Source organism: Thiocapsa sp. C2-2m, assembly GCF_041903745.1.
Lineage (GTDB): Bacteria > Pseudomonadota > Gammaproteobacteria > Chromatiales > Chromatiaceae > Thiocapsa > Thiocapsa roseilacustris.
Map to the genome: position 1 here is coordinate 20,725 of NZ_JBBWVD010000022.1, position 22,206 is coordinate 42,930.

The 22,206-nt window shown below is 64.1% G+C and carries 25 protein-coding genes; 15 read left to right on the forward strand and 10 right to left on the reverse strand.

Going from position 1 to position 22,206, the window contains the following annotated elements; all coding sequences use genetic code 11:
• Positions 1-12: 12 nt before the first annotated feature.
• Positions 13-456, reverse strand: a complete 444-nt coding sequence (locus AADX97_RS17160; protein WP_374235970.1) for a transposase — start codon at positions 454-456, stop codon at positions 13-15.
• A 547-nt stretch (positions 457-1,003) separates the two neighbouring features.
• Here AADX97_RS17160 and AADX97_RS17165 point away from each other — a divergent pair.
• The 6 genes from AADX97_RS17165 to AADX97_RS17190 all read left to right on the forward strand — a co-directional run bounded on the left by AADX97_RS17165 (position 1,004) and on the right by AADX97_RS17190 (position 5,528).
• Complete coding sequence (locus tag AADX97_RS17165; protein WP_374235969.1) at positions 1,004-1,732, forward strand: hypothetical protein; 729 nt, start codon at positions 1,004-1,006, stop codon at positions 1,730-1,732.
• Between the two features lie 376 nt (positions 1,733-2,108).
• Positions 2,109-2,555: a hypothetical protein gene (locus AADX97_RS17170; protein WP_374235968.1), complete on the forward strand. Its 447-nt coding sequence runs from the start codon at positions 2,109-2,111 to the stop codon at positions 2,553-2,555.
• A 78-nt stretch (positions 2,556-2,633) separates the two neighbouring features.
• Positions 2,634-3,428: an ERCC4 domain-containing protein gene (locus AADX97_RS17175; RefSeq protein ID WP_374235967.1), complete on the forward strand. Its 795-nt coding sequence runs from the start codon at positions 2,634-2,636 to the stop codon at positions 3,426-3,428.
• Between the two features lie 130 nt (positions 3,429-3,558).
• Positions 3,559-4,779, forward strand: coding sequence for an argininosuccinate synthase (locus AADX97_RS17180; protein WP_374235966.1), 1,221 nt, complete (start codon positions 3,559-3,561; stop codon positions 4,777-4,779).
• A 153-nt stretch (positions 4,780-4,932) separates the two neighbouring features.
• Complete coding sequence (locus AADX97_RS17185; RefSeq protein ID WP_213461593.1) at positions 4,933-5,166, forward strand: DUF433 domain-containing protein; 234 nt, start codon at positions 4,933-4,935, stop codon at positions 5,164-5,166.
• Complete coding sequence (locus AADX97_RS17190) at positions 5,166-5,528, forward strand: DUF5615 family PIN-like protein (RefSeq protein ID WP_374235965.1); 363 nt, start codon at positions 5,166-5,168, stop codon at positions 5,526-5,528. The genes AADX97_RS17185 and AADX97_RS17190 overlap by 1 nt, the downstream gene beginning before the upstream one ends.
• A gap of 208 nt (positions 5,529-5,736) precedes the next feature.
• Here the strand turns inward: AADX97_RS17190 and AADX97_RS17195 are convergent, their stop codons facing one another.
• The 9 genes from AADX97_RS17195 to parE all read right to left on the reverse strand — a co-directional run bounded on the left by AADX97_RS17195 (position 5,737) and on the right by parE (position 15,733).
• The gene (locus AADX97_RS17195; RefSeq protein WP_374235964.1) at positions 5,737-6,897 is read right to left on the reverse strand and encodes a PQQ-dependent sugar dehydrogenase; all 1,161 of its coding nucleotides are present in this window, start codon (positions 6,895-6,897) and stop codon (positions 5,737-5,739) included.
• On the reverse strand, positions 6,894-7,358 hold the full coding sequence (locus AADX97_RS17200; protein ID WP_374235963.1) for a gamma-butyrobetaine hydroxylase-like domain-containing protein: 465 nt from the start codon (positions 7,356-7,358) through the stop codon (positions 6,894-6,896). Before AADX97_RS17200 ends, AADX97_RS17195 begins: the two co-directional genes overlap by 4 nt.
• Before the next feature lie 43 nt (positions 7,359-7,401).
• On the reverse strand, positions 7,402-8,502 hold the full coding sequence (gene hemH, locus AADX97_RS17205) for a ferrochelatase (RefSeq protein WP_374235962.1): 1,101 nt from the start codon (positions 8,500-8,502) through the stop codon (positions 7,402-7,404).
• On the reverse strand, positions 8,499-9,050 hold the full coding sequence (locus tag AADX97_RS17210; RefSeq protein ID WP_374235961.1) for a hemerythrin domain-containing protein: 552 nt from the start codon (positions 9,048-9,050) through the stop codon (positions 8,499-8,501). Before AADX97_RS17210 ends, hemH begins: the two co-directional genes overlap by 4 nt.
• Before the next feature lie 173 nt (positions 9,051-9,223).
• Entirely contained in the window at positions 9,224-10,942 is a 1,719-nt protein-coding gene (locus tag AADX97_RS17215; protein ID WP_374235960.1) for a TrkA family potassium uptake protein, read from the reverse strand.
• Positions 10,943-11,021: 79 nt separating this feature from the next.
• Positions 11,022-11,405, reverse strand: a complete 384-nt coding sequence (locus AADX97_RS17220) for a DUF6394 family protein (RefSeq protein WP_374235959.1) — start codon at positions 11,403-11,405, stop codon at positions 11,022-11,024.
• Positions 11,406-11,768: 363 nt separating this feature from the next.
• Positions 11,769-12,644, reverse strand: a complete 876-nt coding sequence (locus AADX97_RS17225; protein ID WP_374235958.1) for a GNAT family N-acetyltransferase — start codon at positions 12,642-12,644, stop codon at positions 11,769-11,771.
• A gap of 35 nt (positions 12,645-12,679) precedes the next feature.
• On the reverse strand, positions 12,680-13,798 hold the full coding sequence (locus AADX97_RS17230) for an FIST N-terminal domain-containing protein (protein ID WP_374235957.1): 1,119 nt from the start codon (positions 13,796-13,798) through the stop codon (positions 12,680-12,682).
• 48 nt (positions 13,799-13,846) lie between these two features.
• Positions 13,847-15,733, reverse strand: a complete 1,887-nt coding sequence (parE, locus tag AADX97_RS17235; protein ID WP_374235956.1) for a DNA topoisomerase IV subunit B — start codon at positions 15,731-15,733, stop codon at positions 13,847-13,849.
• Positions 15,734-15,879: 146 nt separating this feature from the next.
• On the opposite strand from parE, the gene AADX97_RS17240 reads away from it, so the two are divergent.
• The 9 genes from AADX97_RS17240 to AADX97_RS17280 all read left to right on the forward strand — a co-directional run bounded on the left by AADX97_RS17240 (position 15,880) and on the right by AADX97_RS17280 (position 22,074).
• Entirely contained in the window at positions 15,880-16,065 is a 186-nt protein-coding gene (locus AADX97_RS17240) for a hypothetical protein (protein WP_374235955.1), read from the forward strand.
• 112 nt (positions 16,066-16,177) lie between these two features.
• Positions 16,178-16,444, forward strand: coding sequence for an exodeoxyribonuclease VII small subunit (locus AADX97_RS17245; protein WP_093187289.1), 267 nt, complete (start codon positions 16,178-16,180; stop codon positions 16,442-16,444).
• A complete protein-coding gene (gene ispA / locus AADX97_RS17250) occupies positions 16,437-17,330 on the forward strand; it encodes a (2E,6E)-farnesyl diphosphate synthase (RefSeq protein ID WP_374235954.1) in 894 nt (297 codons plus the stop codon). Before AADX97_RS17245 ends, ispA begins: the two co-directional genes overlap by 8 nt.
• Before the next feature lie 148 nt (positions 17,331-17,478).
• Positions 17,479-18,333: a GTP cyclohydrolase FolE2 gene (folE2, locus tag AADX97_RS17255; RefSeq protein WP_374235953.1), complete on the forward strand. Its 855-nt coding sequence runs from the start codon at positions 17,479-17,481 to the stop codon at positions 18,331-18,333.
• Between the two features lie 5 nt (positions 18,334-18,338).
• A complete protein-coding gene (locus AADX97_RS17260; protein WP_374238844.1) occupies positions 18,339-19,037 on the forward strand; it encodes an alpha/beta fold hydrolase in 699 nt (232 codons plus the stop codon).
• A 299-nt stretch (positions 19,038-19,336) separates the two neighbouring features.
• Positions 19,337-19,534 (forward strand): hypothetical protein, encoded by a 198-nt coding sequence (locus AADX97_RS17265; protein WP_374235952.1) that lies wholly within the window; start codon positions 19,337-19,339, stop codon positions 19,532-19,534.
• 59 nt (positions 19,535-19,593) lie between these two features.
• Positions 19,594-20,496 carry an acetylxylan esterase gene (locus tag AADX97_RS17270; protein WP_374238845.1) on the forward strand — a complete coding sequence of 301 codons (903 nt, stop codon included), beginning with the start codon at positions 19,594-19,596 and terminating at the stop codon, positions 20,494-20,496.
• Positions 20,497-20,567: 71 nt separating this feature from the next.
• Positions 20,568-21,308 carry an esterase family protein gene (locus AADX97_RS17275; RefSeq protein ID WP_374235951.1) on the forward strand — a complete coding sequence of 247 codons (741 nt, stop codon included), beginning with the start codon at positions 20,568-20,570 and terminating at the stop codon, positions 21,306-21,308.
• Positions 21,309-21,726: 418 nt separating this feature from the next.
• On the forward strand, positions 21,727-22,074 hold the full coding sequence (locus AADX97_RS17280; protein ID WP_374235950.1) for a hypothetical protein: 348 nt from the start codon (positions 21,727-21,729) through the stop codon (positions 22,072-22,074).
• Positions 22,075-22,206 lie beyond the last annotated feature (132 nt).

The window sequence follows — 22,206 nt, forward strand, 5'->3', positions numbered from 1 at the left end:
GAGCGCCCGGCGCTAGGCACGCGGGACTTCCCGCAGCCGCTGCGGATCCTTTGCCAGACCGCGGTGACGCTCTACAAAGCCGTCGGTGCCGAGAAAGACCTGGCACCGCATTCCGTCCCACACGCCCGACCGCCCGACCCCATCGGCGACGAAGGCCGCATAGGCGGCACGGGCCGCCGCACGTTCATGACCGAACTGCCCGAGCACCCAGTCGGTCTCCAACCAGGGCGGTGCCGGCTCCCGGCCCAACATGGCCGGGTCGCTGCTCCAGGCCCATTCGCCGGCATCGGCCATCATGCCGGCGCGCACCGGATTGAGCACGACGTAACGCGCCAGCTCGAGCAGATAGGCATCGCGCTCGACGAGAATGCCCTTGAAGCAGCCCTGAAACAGGTGTCCGACCAGCCCATGACGACGATTGACCCGCTGGGTGAAGACGCCGTTGAGCTGGCGCATCCCCTTCGCCAGCTCACCCCTGCCTGGGGCAATTGGGGCAACATGGTGATCAGGTCTTGAAAGCAGCAATCCGGTGCTCGACTTCAGTGGGAGTGGCGTCCGGGCACTTTGAATCGGCGCTCGGCGCAACTGACAGTCGAGCAGTGCACACCAGAAGACTTCAGAATTTCCTGCATCGTGTCGACACCGCTCAGCTACGGCGAAGCCACGGTATCGCGCGGCTTGGCGGATGGACGACCGAACGCCGAAATCGGCTTTGCCGGCGCGCAGTCCCGGGCACGCGGGGCGACTCACAACCGCTCCGGATCAATCGCCAGCCGTTGGTCGTCGGGACCATGCAGACGGCGCCGATTCGACTATCCTTCGCGGTGGCGAGCCGGATGTGCATGGACCCGGGAAATGCAGAGATCCCATGGGTCTTCCTCATGGGTGCCGCCCGGGACAACAAGCATGTGCATCGCCCGGTGCGCTCGGTCATGCTGCGCACGCCCGAACCGAGCGGCTAAGCTCGCGAGCCCTCACCTTTGGTTTCCCGGAATTGTTGCCGATGCATACAACACTGACCACTGTACCGTTCCAAATCGGCCGCCGAGGTGCCTTGAGCGCGCGTCGGTTCGTTGTCGCGGTACTCGGCGTGCTTCTGCTCGCTGTTCTCTGGTGGGCTCTCCCGTCGGGTCCGGAAGGACAGCTCGCAGACTGGTCAGAGCTGTTCCTCGTTCGGGTGGAGCTTATCCCGCCGTGGGTGTATCTGATCAGCTTCGTTGTCCTTCCCGCCTTCGGCGTTCCTATCTTCGCCTACTACCTGACGATCGGGGTCGTGATCGACGGCCTTGGTTGGACGCTGCTCGCGGCATGGATCTGCATGGCCGGAAACATGGCCCTCTCCTATCTGCTCGCGCGGGGTCTCCATCGCCCGCTGAAAGGCTTGGCGGCGCGCCGCGGCTACACCATCCCCTGCCTTCGGGCCGGCGATGAATGGAAGATCATCCTGATGGTGCGGGCGTCCCCGCTGCCCTGGATGATGCAGAATTATCTCCTGACCCTCGGCGGCGCGCCCTTCCGCGCTTACATGCTGTTCGGAATCCCGGTGCAGGCGTTGATCGGCCTCGGGGTGATTCTGCTCGGCGACGCCATCCTCTCGGGTGACGTCCGGTGGGCGCTGATCGGGCTCTTCCTCGTCGCGGTCGTCTGGGTGGCCCTGCGGGCCATGCGGCGCCATGGCGGGGCGGCGCTCGATCCGGCGCCGGAGATGTGTGACTCGCCGAGCACGCTCTGATCCCGGATCGAAAGGTAATTTCCGGAAATAAACATCCCGACCTCGCATGCCCGGAAGACCTGATGGACACTGCGTGCGAATAAATTCACACCTACACGCCGGTCGTTTCTGGCCCGGAAATCGCTTAAGGCGAATTCCGGAAACCTTCATGCCAAGGGCGTAGGTTGTGCCGAGCCGTGCGAGGCACAACCTACCCTAGGCGCAAGTTGTGCTTCCTATCGTCAGCACAACCTACGGGTATGGAAGTTTGCAGAAATCGCCCAAGGTTCCGTTGTATGCGCTACGGAGCCGGGCACAAGGCCCATCTCGAACCTTGACGGCCGGGTTCACCCACTCGCGGGAACGATGGGTGCGCCGATCACGAACCGAGACGAGCATGAGCGAATCCGACACCACAGAGGACCCTTATCTGCGCGCCTTTCGCGGCAGCTTCACCTCCGCATTACGCTGGCATCAGCTCGACGATCTCTGGGGCCGGATCGACGCGCGCGCGGATGCGGGTTGGTTTCTCTACGCGGTCGGCGAGCCGCCGCCGACGGCGGCGACCGATGCGGCGGGTGTCAGGGCCTTCGTCGCGGAGATCGACCGGCTGCTGCGCGCCGAGCATCGCGAGGACTATTGCGGCATCGTCTATGCCGACGATCCGCGGGCACCGACCTTCGTCAAGATCTATGATCCGAACAATCTGGGCGTGGTGTGCGGCTTCAGCGACGCCCCTCCCCTGCCCGGCTGGGTCATGAGTCTGACTCCACCGGTTGACCTGCCGAGCACGCGCCCCCCGCCGAAGAACCGGCGGCGCTGGTGGAATCGATTGTTCGGATAGGCGGCGCGCGGACTCGAATGGAACGCCGACTCGGCAGCGCACGTCGGCGACGGGATCTCCGGATGGAGGCACGAGGCGATGGATCCGAGTCAGACGTTCTCGATGCGTGTAGACGATCGCGAGGCATCGAGCCCGGTCCTCGCGGCCTTGCGTGGTCACCCGGAATTCCGAATCCAGGTCGAGCGCCTCCCGGTCGGCGACTACCTGATCGACGACAGCCTGCTCTTCGAGCGCAAGACACTGATGGATCTCTCGGCGTCGATCAAGGATGGGCGGCTCTTCGCACAGGCCGAACGTCTGGCGAATGCCGGGCCGCGCGGTGCGCTGATCCTCGAAGGGACCGCGAAGGACCTGACCGAGAGCCACATGCGGCGCGAGGCGATTCAGGGCGCACTCGTGACCTTGACGCTGTTCTTCGACCTGCCGCTTCTGCGCGCTCGGGATCCGGAGGAATCCGCCCGGCTGATGCTCTTCGCTGCGCGTCAGCAACGTGCATTCGCCCGGGGCGCACTCCCGCGACACGGCAAACGACCACGCGGTAAGGCGCGACTTCAGAGCCATATCCTGCAGGGACTGCCGCGGGTCGGACCCGAGCGGGCGAAACGACTGATCGAGCACTTCGGCAGTATCGAGGCCGTGATCGCGGCGGATACCGAGGCATTGACCGCGGTGCCCGGCATCGGCGATGCGGTCGCCGAGACGATCCGTTGGGCAGTGCGGGAAATCCCCACGGGTTACCTACCGAGCGCAAATTCCAAGTTCGACCCAAAATCGCCCGGCGCGCCCCCCGGGACCGCCGACTTCAGTCGGCGCGAGGCGAAGGCGCTCCGGATTCAGCGGTGTGCCGGGTCCGCGGCATTTCTCGCCGACTGAAGTCGGCGGTCCCAGGAGTGGGTCGCTGTCCGGGCTGACGCAAATTTGGAACTGCTGACGCACCCTGCTTTGCGAAAAACCCACGCGCGCTCGGTATATACTCACGGATTTTCCGAGTTGGAGCAGAACGATGGCGCAAGGCGCAATCAAGAAGGTGGTGTTGGCCTACTCCGGTGGCCTGGATACCTCGGTCATCCTCAATTGGTTGCAGGAGGAGTATGGCTGCGAGGTCGTAACCTTCACGGCCGACATCGGCCAGGGCGAGGAGCTGGAGCCAGCGCGCGCCAAGGCCACTGCGGCGGGCGTGAAGGAGATCTATATCGACGATCTGCGCGAGGAGTTCGTGCGCGATTTCGTCTTCCCCATGTTCCGCGCCAACGCCATCTACGAAGGCGAGTATCTGCTCGGCACCTCGATCGCGCGGCCCTTGATCGGCAAGCGCCTGATCGAGATCGCCGCCGAGACCGGGGCCGACGCCATCTCGCACGGTGCAACCGGCAAGGGCAACGACCAGGTTCGTTTCGAGCTGACCGCCTACGCGCTGAACCCGGACATCAAGATCATCGCACCCTGGCGCGAGTGGGATCTACTCTCGCGCGAGAAGCTGATGGACTATGCGGCGAGCCGCGGGATCGCGGTCGAGATGAAGCGCGACGGCACCAAGTCGCCCTACTCGATGGATGCGAACCTGCTGCACATCTCCTATGAAGGTTACGACCTGGAAGATCCCTGGGTCGAGCCGGGTGCGGACATGTGGCGCTGGAGTGTTGCGCCGGAGGATGCACCGGATCAGGCGACCTTGATCGAGCTGATGTTCGAGCGCGGCGATTGTGTCGGGATCGACGGTCAGCGCCTATCCCCGGCCGAAGTCCTCGCGGAGCTGAACCGCATCGGCGGGGCCAACGGCATCGGGCGCAGCGACATCGTCGAGAACCGCTATGTCGGCATGAAGTCGCGCGGCTGCTACGAGACACCCGGCGGGACCATCCTGCTCAAGGCCCATCGCGCGATGGAATCCTTGACGCTCGACCGCGAGGCCGCGCACCTCAAAGACGAGCTGATGCCGCGGTATGCGAGCCTCGTCTACAACGGCTATTGGTTCGCGCCCGAGCGGCTGATGCTCCAGGCCGCGATCGACGCAACCCAGGACGTGGTGAATGGCGTCGTGCGCCTGCGGCTCTACAAGGGCAACGTGATGGTGATCGGGCGCAAGTCCGAAACCAACAGCCTCTTCGACGCATCGATCGCGACCTTCGAAGAAGATGCCGGGGCCTACGATCAGAAGGACGCGACTGGGTTTATTCGGTTGAATGCGTTGCGGTTGCGGGTCGCCGGGCGCAAACGTCGCTAAACGGCCACTCAACCGCGTCCGAGGCTACCTGCTTGGCCGGGGACAATCCCAACCCTCGCAGGGAAATACGAGTGGTCTTCCATCGGCAAGCAGTTGCGCGAGAAGGGACTGGTGCATAGAGCGAAACCAATCACCCACAGACCGGAGAACCTCATGAACTGGCAGGACCGACTCAGCGCCGACGCCAATATCTGTCACGGAAAGGTGTGCGTAAAAGGCACGCGCGTCATGGTGTCCGTGATCCTCGATAATCTGGCGGAGGGTGAAACGCACCAGGCGATTCGAGAGGGGTATCGAGTCGAGGAGGAAGATATTCAGGCGGCGCTGCAATATGCCGCGGCACTGGCGAGCGACCGGATCGTCGCCCTGTCCCGGGAAGCGGCCTGATGCGCTTCAAGGTGGATGAGAACCTCCATCCCGAGGTCGCGGCGCGACTGTGTGCGGAGGGCCATGACGCGATGACGGTCTTCGGGCAGGGTTTGCGTGGCCATCCCGACGACGAGATAGCTGTCGTCTGTCAAGCCGAGCAACGAGTGATCCTGACGCTCGACCTGGATTTCAGCAACATCAGACGCTATCCGCCGCAGGATTATGCCGGGATCATCGTTCTGCGGCCAGGGAGCAAGGGCCGCGCTTCGGTTATGCGCGCGCTGACTCAATTCATGCCGCTCCTCTCAACGGTTCCATTGATCGGGCACCTCTGGATCGTCGAGGAGCAGCGCGTTCGTATTCGGAATGGAAGTGCATAACAGACGATCGCGACCATGCCAACCGTCACCCTTCAGGAAGCGCGGGTCAACTTGCCCGATCTTCTCCATCGTCTGACGCCAGGTGAAAGGGAATACACGCAATGACAGATATCCTGCTCGATACCCATTTCTCCCTGTGGTTCGTATGGAACTCCGATCCCATGACGGCGGCGGTCAAGGGGCTTGGGATGACGGGAGGGCATAGACTTTAGCGGGGCAGAATGCGCAACAGGGACCCCGCTCCGGAATCGATCAGCACATAGAGATAACCGTCCGGGCCTTGCCGGACGTCTCTCACGCGATTGCCGATGGTGAGCTTTTCCTCGTCGACGACCTTCGCGCCGTCCAGGACGATACGCCGCACCTCTCCGAAGACTAGGGCGCCGCTGAAGAGGTTGCCTTGCCAGCCGGGATAGCGATCGCCGGTGTAGAAGGCAAGACCGCTGGGGGCCTTGGATGGTGTCCAGTTGATCAGCGGATCGACCACCCCTGGGCGACTGGTCTCGTCGGAAATGCGTGGCCCGCGGTACTCCATGCTGTAGGTGACCTCGGGCCAGCCGTAGTTCTTGCCGGGCTCGATCAGGTTGAGCTCGTCGCCGCCGCGGGAACCGTGCTCGTTGGCCCAGACGCGTCCGCTCACGGGATCGAGGGCAAGGCCCTGGATGTTGCGGTGGCCGTAGCTGTAGATTTCGGGACGCGCGCCCTTTCGATCGACAAAAGGGTTGTTCGGGTGAGGACGCCCGTCTTCGGTCAGTATCAGGACCTTGCCGAAATGGGTCTCCAGCCGTTGGGCCTGATCGCGAATGTTGCCGCCTGCGAAGGAGGCCGGCGGGTTGCCGCCGTCTCCGATGCTCATCAGCAGGCTCTTGTCGGGCAGCCAGACCAAGCGCGAGCCGAAATGCTGCCCACCGCTCTTGACGTCGGCGTTCTCGAAGATCACCTCGACATCCTGAAGCCGGTCGCCGTCGAGTCGTCCGCGTGCGAGTGCGGTCCGATTGGCGTTCGGTGTCCCGGTCGCGAAGGTGAGATAGACCAGTCGGTTGCGCTCGAAATCCGGGTGCAAAGCGACATCCATCAGTCCGCCTTGACCGTGGGACAACACCGTAGGCAGACCGGCGACGGGCTTGCGGACCAAGGCACCGTCGCGCAGGAGTCTCAGACGTCCAGGACGCTCGGTGATCAGCGCCGAACCGTCCGGGAGCCAGGCGATGGACCAGGGATGCTCCAGTCCATCCGCCACCACCTCGCTGCTCCACCCCTCCGCTTCGGGAACATCCGCGGTGGGTTTGACCGGACCTTCAACCGGTGCGCAGTTGGCGAGCGGCAGCCAAAGCAAACCGAGGACCAGGAGCAGGATCGGACGGATCATGGGGTCGCTTCCTCGGCGGTGTCGGCCGAGCTCGCCGCTGAACGCTCGGGCAGCTCGGACGGCGACTCCCCACGCGCCTTCATGGACTCGAATGGATCCGGCGCCGTACGCCTGTATCCGGCCGCGCCGATCTTTTCCAGATAGTCGAACCACAACGGCTGCCAGGCCCGCCCCAGTTTGTAGAGGTAGTCCCAGTCATAGAGGCCGGACTTATGGCCGTCGTCGAAGAAGATCTTCACCGCATAGCTGCCGACCTGCTGCAGATCGGTGATGTTGACATCTTCCTTCTTGACCTGGAGCTTCGCGGTGCTCGGCGAGTGGCCACGGACCTCGGCGGACGGCGAATAGACCCGCAGGTACTCGCATGGCAGTTTGAAGCGTGCCCCGTCGTCGAAGGCCACCTCCAGGATGCGTGACTTTTGATGCAGGTTGATTTCAGTCGGTCGGGCGCGTTGGTCCATCGTTCTCCTCGAAATGGGTGGTCATGCGTCAAACAAACTCGCCTCAAGCCGCAGCCCCGAGCGCAATCGCACGCTCGCGCCGCGCGGCCAGCGCAGCGTCGTCGGCCGCCACCTGCGTCATCTCCGGCCAGCCGGCGGTGTGCCGTTCAACCAAACCCGCCAGCATCTCGATATGCGCGGCAGCGTCGTTCAGGCAATGGATATAGCTGAAATCCTTGCCGCCGGCACCGATGAAATAGCCACGGTTCTCTTCGTCGATCTCCTCGATGGTTTCCAGACAATCGGCCGAGAATCCGGGCGACAAGACCTGGACCGAACGCACGCCTTCGGCACCCCAGGCCTTCAGCGTCTCGTCCGTATAGGGCTTGAGCCATTCTTTGAAGCCGACGCGTGACTGGAAGGTCAATGCCCAGCGATCCGACGGCAGACCGAGACGATCGATTACCAGCCGCGCGGTCTTCTGACAATGGCAGTAGTAAGGGTCGCCATTCTCGAAATAATCCTTCGGGATCCCATGGAAAGAAAACAGCAGGCGCTCGGGCTCGCCCTGCTCGGCCCAGTGATTGCGGATGCTCTGGGCCACTGCATCGATATAGGCCGGCTCGTCGTGGTAATGGTTGATGAAACGCAGCTCGGGGAGCCAGCGCCAACGCTGCAGCTCGCGCGTGACGGCGTCGAACACGGAGGCGGTGGTCGATCCGGAATACTGCGGATAGAGCGGAAAGACCAAGACGCGGCGCGCGTTGGCTTGGCGCAGCTCCGCCAGGGCGGCAGGGATGGACGGGTTACCGTAGCGCATCCCCAAAACGACCTTGACCGGTCCGACACATCGCTCGCTCAGACGGGTCTGGACGGCTGCGGCCTGCCGTCGGGCAATGCTCAAAAGCGGCGAGCCGTCCTCCGCCCACACCGCCCGGTACGCCTTTGCCGAGCGGGCCGGACGCACGCGCAGGATGACGGCATGCAGGATCGGGAGCCAGAGCGCACGCGGTAGCTCCACGACGCGCGGGTCGGCCAGGAACTCGGCCAGATAGCGGCGCACGGCAGGCACGCTCGGCGCATCCGGGGTGCCGAGGTTGACGAGCAGGACCCCGAGGCATTCCGGGGTATCGTGGCGAAAATCAGGGGTACTTACGAACGTCATAACTGCGTCTCGGCCGAGAGTCGCGCATAGAGCGCGTGATAACGCGCCGGATCCAGGGTCCCGAACAGGGGATCGTCCTGGGTCGGCGCCTGCGCCTCGATCTGCGCCCAATCCTCGTCGGACAGACGTTCGAGCGCGATCGGAAATGCCTCCTCGTCCTCGAGCCGCTTGTGGGCACGCAGTGTTCCGATCAGCTCGCGCCCGTGCGCCTCGACGTCTTCGCGCAGCAAGACCTCCTCGTGGAGGATCCCGTCGAGCGATTCGCGAAAGCGCTTGCTCAGCTGCCCGAGCGCCTTGTGCTGCCGCATCAGGACATCGAAGACATCACGTCGCTCGGTGCCTTTCTCCAAAACGCGCTCGAAGATCAGATCCTCGGTCGGGTGATGGATGATGTCGGAGTAGTTGTCCATGTACTCGAGCATCTCGGCCATCAGCTCGTAATCGGGCTCCGCACCCTCGTGAAAACGGTTCAGGAGGTCTTCGAACAGATCGAGCAGCCTTGCGAGACGGACGTGGTCCTCGGCGAGTCGAGTCATTACCGGGTACATGAGCCTTCTCCTCGTGACAGCGGTCGACGTGGCCGCAGTATGCCATCATCCTCATCGTGATACCGAGCACACGCGGATTTTTCAGCCGCACGGCACGCCCCCTGCCTTCCGAAAAAACCGCGTGCGCTCGGTATACCGAACGTCGCACCGAGATGTGGCCCTCCGGATGGGGATCAGGTGCCGGAGGCGGCACGCGCGCGACGCCGTGCCAACCAACGCCAGATCAGCCCGCCGGGAGCAGCGTTCCCGGTCAAGACATAATCCAGCACATTGAGGTTGTGTAGCGTCCACGCCAGGCTACGGCTCGCATCGGCGCGCCCGCACAGCAGCAGACGATCGCCGCTGCGCACCTGCACGTCCGCAGCAGGCAGTAGCTCGCGCTCGTCAGCATCCATCCGCAGCAGGACGATCAAGGGCAGCGCCCGATCGCGGTCGCGTGGATCGCGCGAGATCTGTTCGACGGTGACGGGGTTGCCGCGCCGATCCATGGCGCACACGGCCGGTGCCTCGACCTCGTCGACCGTGACCTCCCAGACATGCGGCGAATGCTCGTCGACCAGCGCGACCACCCGACTGACCAGCTCGCAGGCCCAGTCGTCCTCGCGACAACGGGCCAGCGTCGTGAGCTCGGCCAGCAAGGGCGTGCTCAGACGCACCCGGATCCGGTCGGCGATGATGCTGCTGGGCATCATCACCACCTGTGCTCCGACGCGCTCGAACAGGACCTTGTTGTGGCGTTGATTCTGTCGCGCCACGACGAACAAGGACCGGTTCAGCGTCAGGGCGGTCATGATGATCGAGAGGTTGTCCGCATCACTGTCGGTGCCGGCCACCAGGCCGACGGCGTCGCCGATCCCGGCTTGCTCCAGCGTCACCGCCTCGGTGCCGCGCCCGTGCACGACACCCTCCTTGGGGATGCCGGTCTTGTGCGGAAGCGCCTCGATCACGGTGAGGTCGAGGCCCTGCTCGCTCAGGTGGCGGTACATCGCCTTGCCGAAACGCCCGAAGCCGCAAAGCACCCAGCGTCCTTCGGCCGGCGGAAAGATCGGCGCATCGAGCGATTGGTCCTCGTAACCGGCCAGCCATTTGCTCAACAGGGCCAGACAGGGCGACTGAATGGCGATGGCCATGTCGAGGGCAAAGGTATCGAAAGGGTCGTAGATATAATCGGTGCCGAACGAGGCCATGTTGGCCTCGACCTCTTGGGAATCGGCCCGACAGATCAGGGTGATCTCCGGATGCAGGAGCTTCGCTGCAATGGCGATCTTGAGATTGGCCTCGTTGACGTTGGTCAGCGCCACGACCCCTTTGCAGAGCGGATGTCGAAGACCTGCGGCCTCGAGGCTGGACGGCTGCCGGGCATCGGCACACAAGGCGGGGACGTATTCGCGCAGGTTGTCCAGCTTGAGCAGATTCACGCGTTCCGGATCGATATCGATCGCCACTGCGCGTTGGTGTCGATCGGTCAGGCTGCGCACCAATGCGGTGCCGGTCTGGCCATAGCCGCAGACGAGATAAAAGGGCTCGCGCAGTCGCCGGACCCGCCGACGAAACCGGTTCTCCAGAATGGCACGCTGAAAGGTCGTGTCCTGCAGCAGCGTGATCAGTGTGCCGATCGCATAGAGCCAGACCGCCACCGTGGCGAACACGCTGAAGGAGACCCAAATCCGCTGCGCATCCGTGAAGGCATTCGGCAGCTCGCCGAACCCGATGGTCGTCGACATGTAACTGACGAAGTAGAAGGCATGGAAAAGGCTCATCGGAACCGGATTGCCGGCCGCATCCTGCGCGGGTATCAGCGCCATACCCGTCATCGCAACGGCGTAGGTCCCGATCAGGACCAACAGCGGCGCGCGCATCCGCCGCATGATCAGAAAGACGACGTTGTCCATAGTCAAACTCGTTCGGATGGGGCTAGCATCCACGGCGACGGCATCGAACCCGGGCCGCGCATGGCGCAGGCGACGCGTGCTAGCGACGCAGGGTAAAGGTCTCGATCACCAGCAGCACCACCGACACCACGTTGGCGATCATGGCCCCGCCGCTCAAAGAGACGATGCTGGCCATGACCCCTGGTGTCATTCCCTCCTCGGTCGCGTGAACGGCGATCGTCCAAACCAGGGCAGCGCCGATCAGCTGCAGCATGGCGACCAAACTGGTCGCCAACAACAAGGCGCCCATGTGGCTGCGGTCGCCGAACTTCAGCACGGTCGCGACCAGGTTGACCAAGATGACGGCGAACAGCTCCCAGACGTGATGATGCTCGGGGTTGTCGATCTCGCCGACGAAGAACCCGAAGTTCAGGGTCAACGCCAAGACGATGAAGAAGCCGAAGACGACCTTCTCGGGATTCATGTCGACCTGCTCCTTGCGCGGACTCGTGCACGCGCTTTTTATCGTGGTTAGTGGTTAGTGGTTAGTGGTTAGTCGCGTAGGTTGTGCCGAGCCGTGCGAGGCACAACCAACCGTCGGCGCAAGTTGTCCTTCCTATCGTCAGCACAACCTACGGTATGGAATTATGCGGAAATCGCCTCAAACCCACGGCCGATCGATTGCGCCAAAGCGGTTACAGATGTAAAGGGGGAGAAGATCCTTCAGAAATCACTTGGCATGAAGCATGGGCCCCCCGAAGGTGTCGCGGTGAAGCAACGCCGATGCATCGCTGGGAATGGATCGACGGCACCGCAAGATTGTGTCTCGGAACCGCGGAAGACGCGCTCAGCCCAGCTCGAAGGTCGTCACACCGTAGATCCGATCGATCGGGAGCGAGGGCGCGGCGCCTCGATACATGCGGGCGGTCTCGAACACGGGAGACAGGCCAAAAGCCTTCGCCAGGTCCAGCGCGGCAGGATTGGGCTCGGGCAGATCCAGGATGACCGGATCGGTGCCGGCGCAGCTTGCCAAGCGTCGGAACAGGACATCGGCGCCGGCGGGATCGTCCGCGAAGAGCGGACCGATCTTCCAACCGGCGCGGCAATGCCTGACCGTACCGTAACCCGTCACGCGTCCGGGGCCACTGCCCGCATCGACCTCCGGCTCGACGAGGACCCAGCTTCGGCGGGTTTCCTTGCGGGCGAGCCACGATTCGAGGAACCGATCTCGGGGGGCGGGAAAGAAGGTCCGGTCGTAATCGAGCAAGGCGGGAATCATCGACGGCTCGACCCGAACGAGGCGTGGGTCCTCGGGGGAGGCAACGGCAACCGCGCCCGCATAGCGGACGTTGCGCCAGGCCAGCTCGAACCCGGAACGACGATAATCGTGCTGGCGTTCCGGCACCCCGTCGAGCCCGATCACCCGATCGCCGAGATGGGCCATTCCGGCCTCCCACAGCCGCAAGGCGATGCCGCGCCCCCGATAGGGCGGCGCGGCGATATAGAGGCCGATGAACCCGAAGGTCTCGCCATAGCGCACGGCCGAAAGACTCGCCGCAGGCTCGCCCTCAACGAACGCCATCAGGAACCCGCCCGGGTCGGTCGGTCGGAAACAGGCGGCATCCTCCAGGCCCGGATTCCAACCCTCGCGTGCAGCCCATTCGATGGCGAGATCGACCTCGGCCGGCGACATGGTGCGAATACTGATGTCCTTGTTCGTCATCGCGCTCCCCGTGGGTTGCGAGGGTACCGGAGCCTTCAGGTGAATAGGGTCAAGACGCCCGTGTAACCGTAAAGGCGATCCTGCGAGATCTCGCCGTTGGCGTAGAAGCCGACGATGGGGACATCGCCGAGCGTCGCCTGGATCTGTTTGAGCTCGGCCGAGTCCGGGCCGAAGAGGTTGACCCCGCGCCCCAAACAGGAGACGTAGATGCCGCCTCGCGGCGGAGCGCTCAGGCGGCCCTTGATGCCCTTGAGCATACGGTCGAGATCCTCGCGGGCCGTGTCGGCATCGCGCCTGCAGAACATCAGCTCGCGTCCGGGCTCCACCAGATCGCCGATCGCGACCAAGCCGTTGTTGGGATCGATGCCGACCAGAGTGCGCACCAAGTAGTCGCCGGTGTCCGAGCCCTGGATCGGCAGTCCGGCAAAGATGTAGCCGCCGAGACGCGACAGATCCCGGGCGAGGATCTCGCCGACATCGCGCTTGAGCACATCGAGCGCGGGCTCGCCATCGAGTCGCATCAGGATGTTGCGCTGGCCCTCGGTGATCACATGATGCGGTCCGATCGGCGAGCAGCCTTGGCTGAGGCGGGTCAGGATTCCGACCCGTTCGGAAAAGAGGACGCCGGACAGGCCGCCGCGCGTCACCCCGTCGGCGATGGTCAGGGCGTGCGCACGCGCGCTGGCAAGCCCGCCGACGAGGAAACCCGCGGTCGTGCGCTGAGCGAGCTGTTGGATCAGCGTTTCGGTCAGACCGTTGGAGGGGTCGCCGTGGACGAGGCCCAGGTAGGGCGGGTTGACGCGCATCCACTCGCCGTTACGCGCATCGAAGTCGTCGAGATCCTCGACCAGACTGGGGAAGACACGAAAATCATCGGTCGGAAACTCGCCGAGCATGACCGCGAGCGCGGGCTCTTCGTAATACTCGGCACCTGTCGCACAGATGCCCATGCCGACACTGCCGACCCATTGCGCGATGCCCGTCGCCGCACGAAGGCTGCGGAGGATCTCGTCGAGATCCTCGGCAAGGGCGTCGGTCACATACAGAAACCCGAGCGTCGCCTCCTGCGGGACACTCCCGATCTGCGTCAGACATCGATCGGCGGCCTGACGCCAATCGGGATCCGCGGCATGTCCGAAGCGGAATGGAGTCATAGTGGTGGAGTCATCCAGGGTGGAATGTCGAATCGCACCGACACGAGGCTAGACCTCGGCGAGGTCGCCTTTCTCCTGCAACCAGGCACGTCGGTCGGATGCGCGCTTCTTCGCCAGCAACATGTCGAGGAGGTTGTTGCTGTCGTCCTCGGCTTCAACCGTGAGCTGGACCAGGCGTCGGGTATCCGGATGGATGGTCGTCTCGCGCAACTGGCCCGGATTCATCTCGCCCAGCCCTTTGAAACGCTGAACATTGACCTTGCCCTTGATCTTCTCGGCCTCGATGCGGTCCAGGATACCGCGCTTCTCGCTGTCGTCCAGCGCGTAGAAAACCTGCTTGCCGACGTCGATCCGGTAGAGCGGAGGCATGGCGACGAAGACGTGCCCCTCGGCCACCAAGCGCCTAAAGTGACGGAGAAAGAGCGCACAGAGCAGGGTCGCGATGTGTGCGCCGTCCGAATCGGCATCGGCAAGGATGCAGACCTTGCCGAAGCGCAGCCGTGCGAGATCGTCGCTGCCCGGATCCACGCCGATGGCCACCGCGATGTCATGCACCTCCTGAGAGCCCAGAACCTCGGCCGGGTCGACCTCCCAAGTATTCAAGATCTTGCCGCGCAACGGAAGGATGGCCTGGAACTCGCGATCGCGCGCCTGCTTGGCCGAGCCTCCGGCCGAGTCGCCCTCCACCAGAAACAGCTCGCCACGCTCCGGATCGGTCGAGGTGCAGTCGGCAAGCTTGCCCGGCAGGGCCGGCCCCTGCGTGATCTTCTTGCGGGTGACGGTGCGCCCGGCGCGCAGTCGCGCCTGGGCGGCGCCGATGACCAGCTCGGCGATCCGCTCGCCCTCGGCCACATGCTGATTCAGCCAGAGACTGAAGGCGTCCTTGACCACGCCCGAGACGAAGGCGGCGCACTCGCGCGAGGAGAGTCGCTCCTTGGTCTGCCCGGAGAATTGCGGCTCGATCAGCTTGACCGAGAGGATGTAGCTGACCCGGCCCCAGACGTCCTCGGGGGCCACCTTCACGCCGCGCGGAAGCAGGTTGCGGAACTCGCAGAACTCGCGCACGGCTTCGGTCAAACCCGTGCGCAGCCCGTTGACGTGGGTGCCGCCCTGCACCGTCGGGATGAGGTTCACGTAGCTCTCGGCGACCGCCTCTCCGCCCTCGGCCAGCCAGCCCAGCGCCCAACTCGCCGCCTCGTTGGTCCCTTCAAGGTCGCCGACGAAGAGCTGCGAGGGCAGGGTCTCGGCCCCGTTCAGCGCCTGGAGCAGATAGTCCTTGAGCCCGTCTTGATAACACCAGACCTGCTCGTCATCGCTCGCCTCGTCGCGAAAGCGCACCTCGAGTCCGGGACAGAGGACGGCCTTCGCCCGAAGCAGATGGGTCAGCGGGCGGGTGGCGATCTTGGGCGTGTCGAAATACTTCGGATCCGGCCAAAACCGCAATCGGGTGCCCGTGTTGCCGCGCCCGACGCCTCCAAGCTGAACGAGATCGCTCGCCTTCTCCCCGCCGGCGAAGGCCATGTGGTGCTCGTGACCGCCGCGTTTCACCCAGACATCCAGACGTTGCGACAGGGCATTCACGACCGAGACGCCGACGCCGTGCAAACCGCCGGAGAAGCGATAGTTGTCGCCGTTGAACTTGCCGCCCGCATGCAGCTTGGTGAGGATGACCTCCACGCCGGGCAGGCCCTGCTCGGGGTGGATATCCACCGGCATACCACGCCCGTCGTCGCTCACCTCGAGCGAGCCATCGGCGAAGAGCACCACCTCGATCCGGCGGGCATGGCCGGCGAGCGCCTCGTCGACGCTGTTGTCGATGACCTCCTGGGCGAGGTGGTTGGGGCGCGTGGTCTCGGTGTACATCCCGGGGCGCTTGCGCACCGGGTCGAGGCCGCTGAGGACCTCGATGGCTGAGGCATCGTAGTGGCCGGTCATGGGGGCTGTGGGTCAATCCTGTCGGAAAAACACTGATGGTAGGCTCGAAACGAGCAGATGAAGTGACTGTCGATCTCGGAGTCTATTGCGCCGGTAGACCCAGCGGCAAGAACAGACGCCCAGGCCTGTCCGGCAGCGTGTAAAAGTTGGAACCGCTGTACCTGATCGATCTTCGCATCGACGACCAAGGCATGGATACCGAAGGTCGCGCCGGCGCTCATTGCACGCTTGACCGCGTCGGCCAAGAGTATGCGGCCGATCCACTGCGGCGGCATCGGATCGGTGGCGAGCCTGCACACCTGCGGTTTGACCCATCCCAAGAGCTGGGGTAACTTAACTCGACCTCCAAGACCTCGAACCGCGTCCGGCCAGAACCCGTTGGATTCAACCGAGCGGCGTTATCCAACGAAGCATCGGTATCCGTTCAGGACGCGGTTCAAGCGCATGAAAAAGCCAGTCGCTCCGCCCCCGCCTTCCTTCGAGCAGTCGCTCGCCGAGCTGGAATCGATCGTCGATGCCCTCGAGAAGGGCGAGATGAGCCTCGAAGAGTCACTGACCGTTTTCGAGCGAGGCATCGGCCTGACCCGCGCCTGCCAACAGGCGCTGGACGTGGCCGAGCAACGCGTGCGTATTCTCACCGACACTCGGCCCGATGCCGGACCCAGGTCCGAATCCGGTGCCGATCTAGAGCCCTTCGAATCCAATGACTGACGCCACACTGGACGATTTCCGCGCGCGTTACTGCGCCCGCGTCGAAGCCACGCTCGACGCGCTTTTGCCCTCTGCGGCCGTGCAGCCGGTTCGGCTGCACGAGGCCATGCGCTACACGGTCCTCGGCGGCGGCAAGCGCATCCGTCCGCTCTTGGCCTATGCCGCCGGCGAGGCACTCGGCGTCGATCCCGCCCTGCTCGACCGCCCCGCCTGTGCCGTCGAGCTGATCCATGCCTACTCCTTGATCCACGACGACCTCCCGGCCATGGACGACGACGATCTGCGGCGCGGGCGGCCGACCTGTCATCGTGCCTTCGACGAGGCGACCGCGATCCTGGCCGGCGATGCGCTCCAGACCCTCGCCTTCCAGGCGCTCGCCGAGTCGCCCGGACTGGATTCCGAGAAGCGCATCGCGATGGTCGCCAGCCTCGCACGTGCCAGCGGGGCACGCGGCATGGTTGGTGGTCAGGCGCTTGATCTGGCCGCCGAGGGCAGCATCCTGGACGTCGCCATGCTTGAGCACATCCACATCCACAAGACGGGCGCCTTGATCAGAGCGGCCGTGCAGATGGGCATCCTTGCCCACGACGCACCGGACCCGGATCATGCCGAGCGTCTCGATCGCTTTGCTAAATGTATCGGTCTCGCCTTTCAGATCCAAGACGATGTCCTCGACGTAGAAGGCGACACCGATCTGATCGGCAAGACGGCCGGTCGCGATCTGGTCTTGGAGAAGGCGACCTACCCGGCCCTCGTAGGGCTGCCGGAAGCCAAGGAGATGGCCGCCGCCTTGATTGCCGATGCGCTCGAGAGCATCGCGATTTTTTCGAACGGGTCCGAGCCCCTGCGCTGGATCGCAGGCGCACTGATCGGTCGCAAACACTGAGGCGCGCAACGTCGCCGCAAAGGCGCCCGCATCTTAAGGATCGGCTCCGTAGCTCGAAACGGGCGATCCGCGCCGGTTTGTCTTGTCGGCCGCAGTCCCCAGTTTCCCGGTTTGACACCCAAGACGATCCATCGAGAGAAGTCATATCATGGAGCACCTGCTCGAGCCCAATTGCCGCGCCGTACCCGCCAGCGCCGAAATCGCCGACGTCCAGGGGAGCGCCGACTCTCGTCGGATCGCCATCGACAAGGTGGGGATCAAGGACATCCGCCACCCCGTGCGGGTGAGCGATCGCAGCGGCACCGAGCAGCATACGGTCGCCAACTTCAACATGTACGTGTACCTCCCGCACGACTTCAAGGGGACCCACATGTCCCGGTTCGTGCAGATCCTGAACAATCACGAGCGCGAGATCGGCGTTGCCTCCTTCAAGGGAATGCTGACCGAGATGTCGCAACGCCTGGAATCCGAGGCCGGTCACATCGAGATGCGCTTCCCCTTTTTCGTGAACAAGAAGGCGCCCGTCACCGGCGTAGAGAGCCTGCTCGACTACGAGGTCACATTTGTCGGGGAGATCCGTCACGGCAAGCCCACCTTGGAGATCAAGGTAGTCGTGCCCGTGACCAGCCTCTGCCCCTGCTCCAAGAAGATCTCGGCCTACGGTGCGCACAATCAGCGCTCCCATGTGACGGTGCAGGTGCGCTCGCAGGGTCACATCTGGATCGAGGAGCTCATCGAAATGGTCGAGGCGGAGGCATCCTCCGAGCTCTTCGGATTACTGAAACGACCGGACGAGAAGTACGTGACCGAACATGCCTACGACAACCCCAAGTTCGTCGAAGACCTGGTGCGGGACATCGCCACGCGCCTGAACGAGGATGACCGCATCGGCGCCTACGTGGTCGAGGCCGAGAACTTCGAGTCCATCCACAACCATTCGGCCTACGCCCTGATCGAGCGCGACAAGGACCGTGAGGCGCGTATCGCCGAGGCGACGCTCTGATCCTGCTGCTTCATGGGTTTACCGGGAGCGGCGAGGATTGGTGGGCTTGTTGCCCGCGCCTGAGGGGCCGTGCACTCGCCATCGACTTACCCGGACATGGCGCCGACTCGGCGCCCGTTCGGCCCTTCCAAGACAGCATCGGCGACATCCTCGGCGCCCTGCCCGAGAGTGTCGACGAGGTCGTCGGCTACTCCTTGGGCGGACGTTTCGCGCTCGGCTTGATGGCGCTCGACCCGGAACGCTTTCGCCGTGCAACCATCATCTCCGCCCATCCGGGTCTCGAAGTCGCATCGCAACGCGTCGATCGGCTTGCGGGCGACCGGGCATGGATCCGACGGCTCCAAGATGACGACATCGACACGTTCGTGGACGATTGGGAGTCACAACCCCTGTTCGCAACCCAGGCCGTCTTGCCAACCGCGGTGCTGGAGCGGCAGCGTCGGCGGCGCTTACGCCAACGCCCGGCGGGGCTCGCGGCCTCCCTCGAGCTACACGGACTCGGGCGCATGCCGGATTTTTGGGGACCCTTGACGGCCTTTCCGGGAGAGCTGACCTGGATCGTCGGGGCTTCCGATGCGCGCTTTCTCGAAATCGCTCGGGAGGTCGTACGGCGGCGTCCGGCGACGCGACTGCATGTCCTGCCCGGTGTCGGCCATAATCCGTTGCTTGAGTGCCCCGAAATCCTGGACGGACTTTTGGTCTAAACCGCGCCGGGTGCGGCATGCGTCGTTTGTTGCAGTGGATCGGCCGCGCCAGCTCCGACGACTGTCGGAGCTGGCGCGATTTAACCTAGTACATTTTTACCGCGTCTCACCGTGATCGAGGACAACGCCAAAGCCAAACGCAAAATGAAAATGACGCATGTCGCTCTGGACGCGGTTTAGAATCGCGTCTCCGGCGTCCGCGCCTGGATGCGGACCCGAACAGCCGATCGGGCCGGAAGCGACGGCACCTGGCACCCCCGATCGAACCGACACCTCGACCCAAGCCGGAGGAGGCATCCATGAAACACAAAACGTCCGATCCACAACCGGCAACACCCATGTCCGAGCAAACGCCGGGGACCGACCACGTCCGATCCGAGGACAGCAACCTGACCGTCATCCTGGGCGAGTGGGGCTTTAAGGTCTTGTTCGCTTTCCTAGGTGCTGCGGCAACGGCGCTCAGCCTGTTCGCACCGCATCGGCGAGAGCGTTCCTGAGCGAGCCCCTCGACCAAGGATTCGGATTCGATCCGAGTTACGGTTACAGCCTGGCCGACCTGCTCTCGGTCTCCCCGCCCGAGGCTCCGCCCGGATTCGAGGACTTCTGGAGCAGGCGTTACCGTCGCGCCTTGGAGATCGATCCGATGCCGACGCTCGGCATCAGCGACCTCGTCGATCGACGGTTCCGCATCGACAAGATCGCCTATCGCTCCACCGACGACTTCACCATTCGCGGCTGGCTTCTGCAGCCGATCGGGACGGTCCCCGCGTGCGGATTCGTCCTCGGCCACGGCTACGGCGGCATCACCGAACCCCCTTTGGAGCTACCGAGGGCCGACGCGGTCTATCTCGTGCCGGCCTTTCGGGGGCTCGGTCTGAGTCGCTGCCCCCCCATCTCGGAGGAGCCAAGATGGCACGTCCTGCACGACATCGACCGGCGCGACCGCTACATCATCGGGGGTTGCGTGGAGGATGTCTGGACCGGCGTCGGCACCCTGCTGCGCCTCTTTCCCGACCTGGACGGGCACATCGGCTATCTCGGCATCAGCTTCGGCGGCGGGATCGGCGCCATCGCACTGCCGTGGGACCGGCGGATCGCGCGCGGGCATCTGAACGTTCCCACCTTCGGCCACCAACGTCTGAGACTCGAGCTGCCGACGATCGGCAGCGGTGCAGCGGTTCAGGACTTCGCTCGCCTTCACGGGCGCGGTCACGTTCTCGAAACCTTGGCGTATTACGATGCCGCTGTCGCCGCGCGGCTCATCACCCAGCCCATGCATGTGGCTGCTGCTCTTCTCGACCCCGCGGTCGCACCGCCGGGCCAGTTCGCGATCTACACCGCGATCCCCGGCGACAAGCAGCTGTTCGTGCTGGAAGCCGGACATGTCGACTATCCCGATCGTGAACGCCAAGAGCAGGAGCTCATGGCGGAGCTGCGGGCCTTTTTCGCGGCCCTCTGAGCCGGCACCGACCCGTTCGACGCCTGCCCGAAGAGTCGGTCGAATCTGACCCGCTGCCGGACGATCGGCCGATGAGACGCATCGTGAACCGCGAGTATCACCGCTGGTACAGTCCACGCCTCGGCCGCGATATGGAGCTGCTCGTCTTCGGGCATGCCGGCGCCAAGGTGCTCGTCTTCCCGACCCGCGACGGTCGCTTCCACGAGTACGAGGATCTCCGTATCGTCGAGGCCCTACGACCCAAGCTCGAGGCCGGGCAGCTTCAGCTCTACTGCGTCGACAGCATCGACCGGGAGACCTTTTACTGCGGGTGGTGCAACCCGGCGGATCGGATTCGGCGTCACCATGCCTTCGAGGAGTACATCCTCAACGAGGTCATGCCTCTGATGTCGAACAAGAATCCACATCCCTGCACGATTGCGCACGGTTGCAGCCTCGGCGCCTATCACGCGGCCAACATCGCGTTCCGGCATCCGCACCTGTTTCGTAAGCTGGCGGCCTTCTCCGGCCGCTACGATCTCACGCTCCAGATCGCCGAATTCCAAGACCTGCTCGGCGGCTATCGCGACGACCTCGTCTATTTCCACACCCCCGCGCACTTCCTGCCGAATCTGGCGTGCCCCTGGCGGTTGGGTGCGCTGCGCGGGATGGACATCGTTCTGGTCGTCGGGCAGGACGACCCCTTTCGGGACAACAACCGTCACATCGGTCACGTCCTGCGAGAAAAGGGAGCGCGGCCGACACTGCACGAGTGGGAAGGTCGCGCGCACCAGGGCTATCACTGGCGGCGCATGGCGCCCCTGTACCTCTAACGCGCGCGGTCTCCGGCGAACCCGCCCCAAGGATCAACCGAGGCTCGCGATAAGACCTGGCCTCCAGAAGCCTTCGTCGAGTCGGATTTTGCACACGCCGATCGAAATGTGGTCCTGGCACCCTTTGATCATCGCCAACACCTGCTATGATTCAGCGGCGATGTTTTGCCGAAGGCCGCCGAATCGGTCCGGCGAGACGCAGGACGTGGCAGGACCGGATCGACGGAGCACTCGGAAGCGCATCATGTTTCACCGAGGGCGCCTTCTAAAACGCAGTGGTCGACCGCGACCGCCGATGCGAGGCAAGACGAGTCACTTCAGTCCGGAGAGTCCAGGATCTCGACGCGGCAGTCGATCGACGCCAAGCTAAAGAGGTCTGGATTGTCCGATTCGTGCGACCAGCAAGGAGAAGAAGCAAGTGAAAACGAAGCAAATCCTGTTCAGTTCCGCTGCGGCACTCGCCATCATGCTCGCCGGCACTGTTGCTGCCGAGCAGCCTGCAACGCCGCTCGTCTCGGGCGACGAGCCGATGAACGTCGGTCAAGAGGCTGAGCTGAAAGACCCGACCCCGGATGCAAAGGCGCAGGAAAAGACCGGCGCGATGCTCAAAAAGCAGGGCGAAGAGCTGAGCGGAGACTACCCGACCGATCAAGGCGCAGAGGGACAGGTCAAGGATCCGACCCCGGACCCTGCAGCGCAGGCCGCAACGAAAGAGGCACTCGAGAAGGAAGATGCTTCCGGTGCCATCAGCGGCAAGTACAAGTAGTCCGCTGCTTGATCCCGGCTGCGGTCGCGCACGCGATCCGAGCCGCCGGGATCGCCCAGGGGAACCCCGGGCAACTCGGGTGTTCCCCTCACGGATCCTCTTTCTTGATCGCCGCGCGACCTCGTGTGTCGC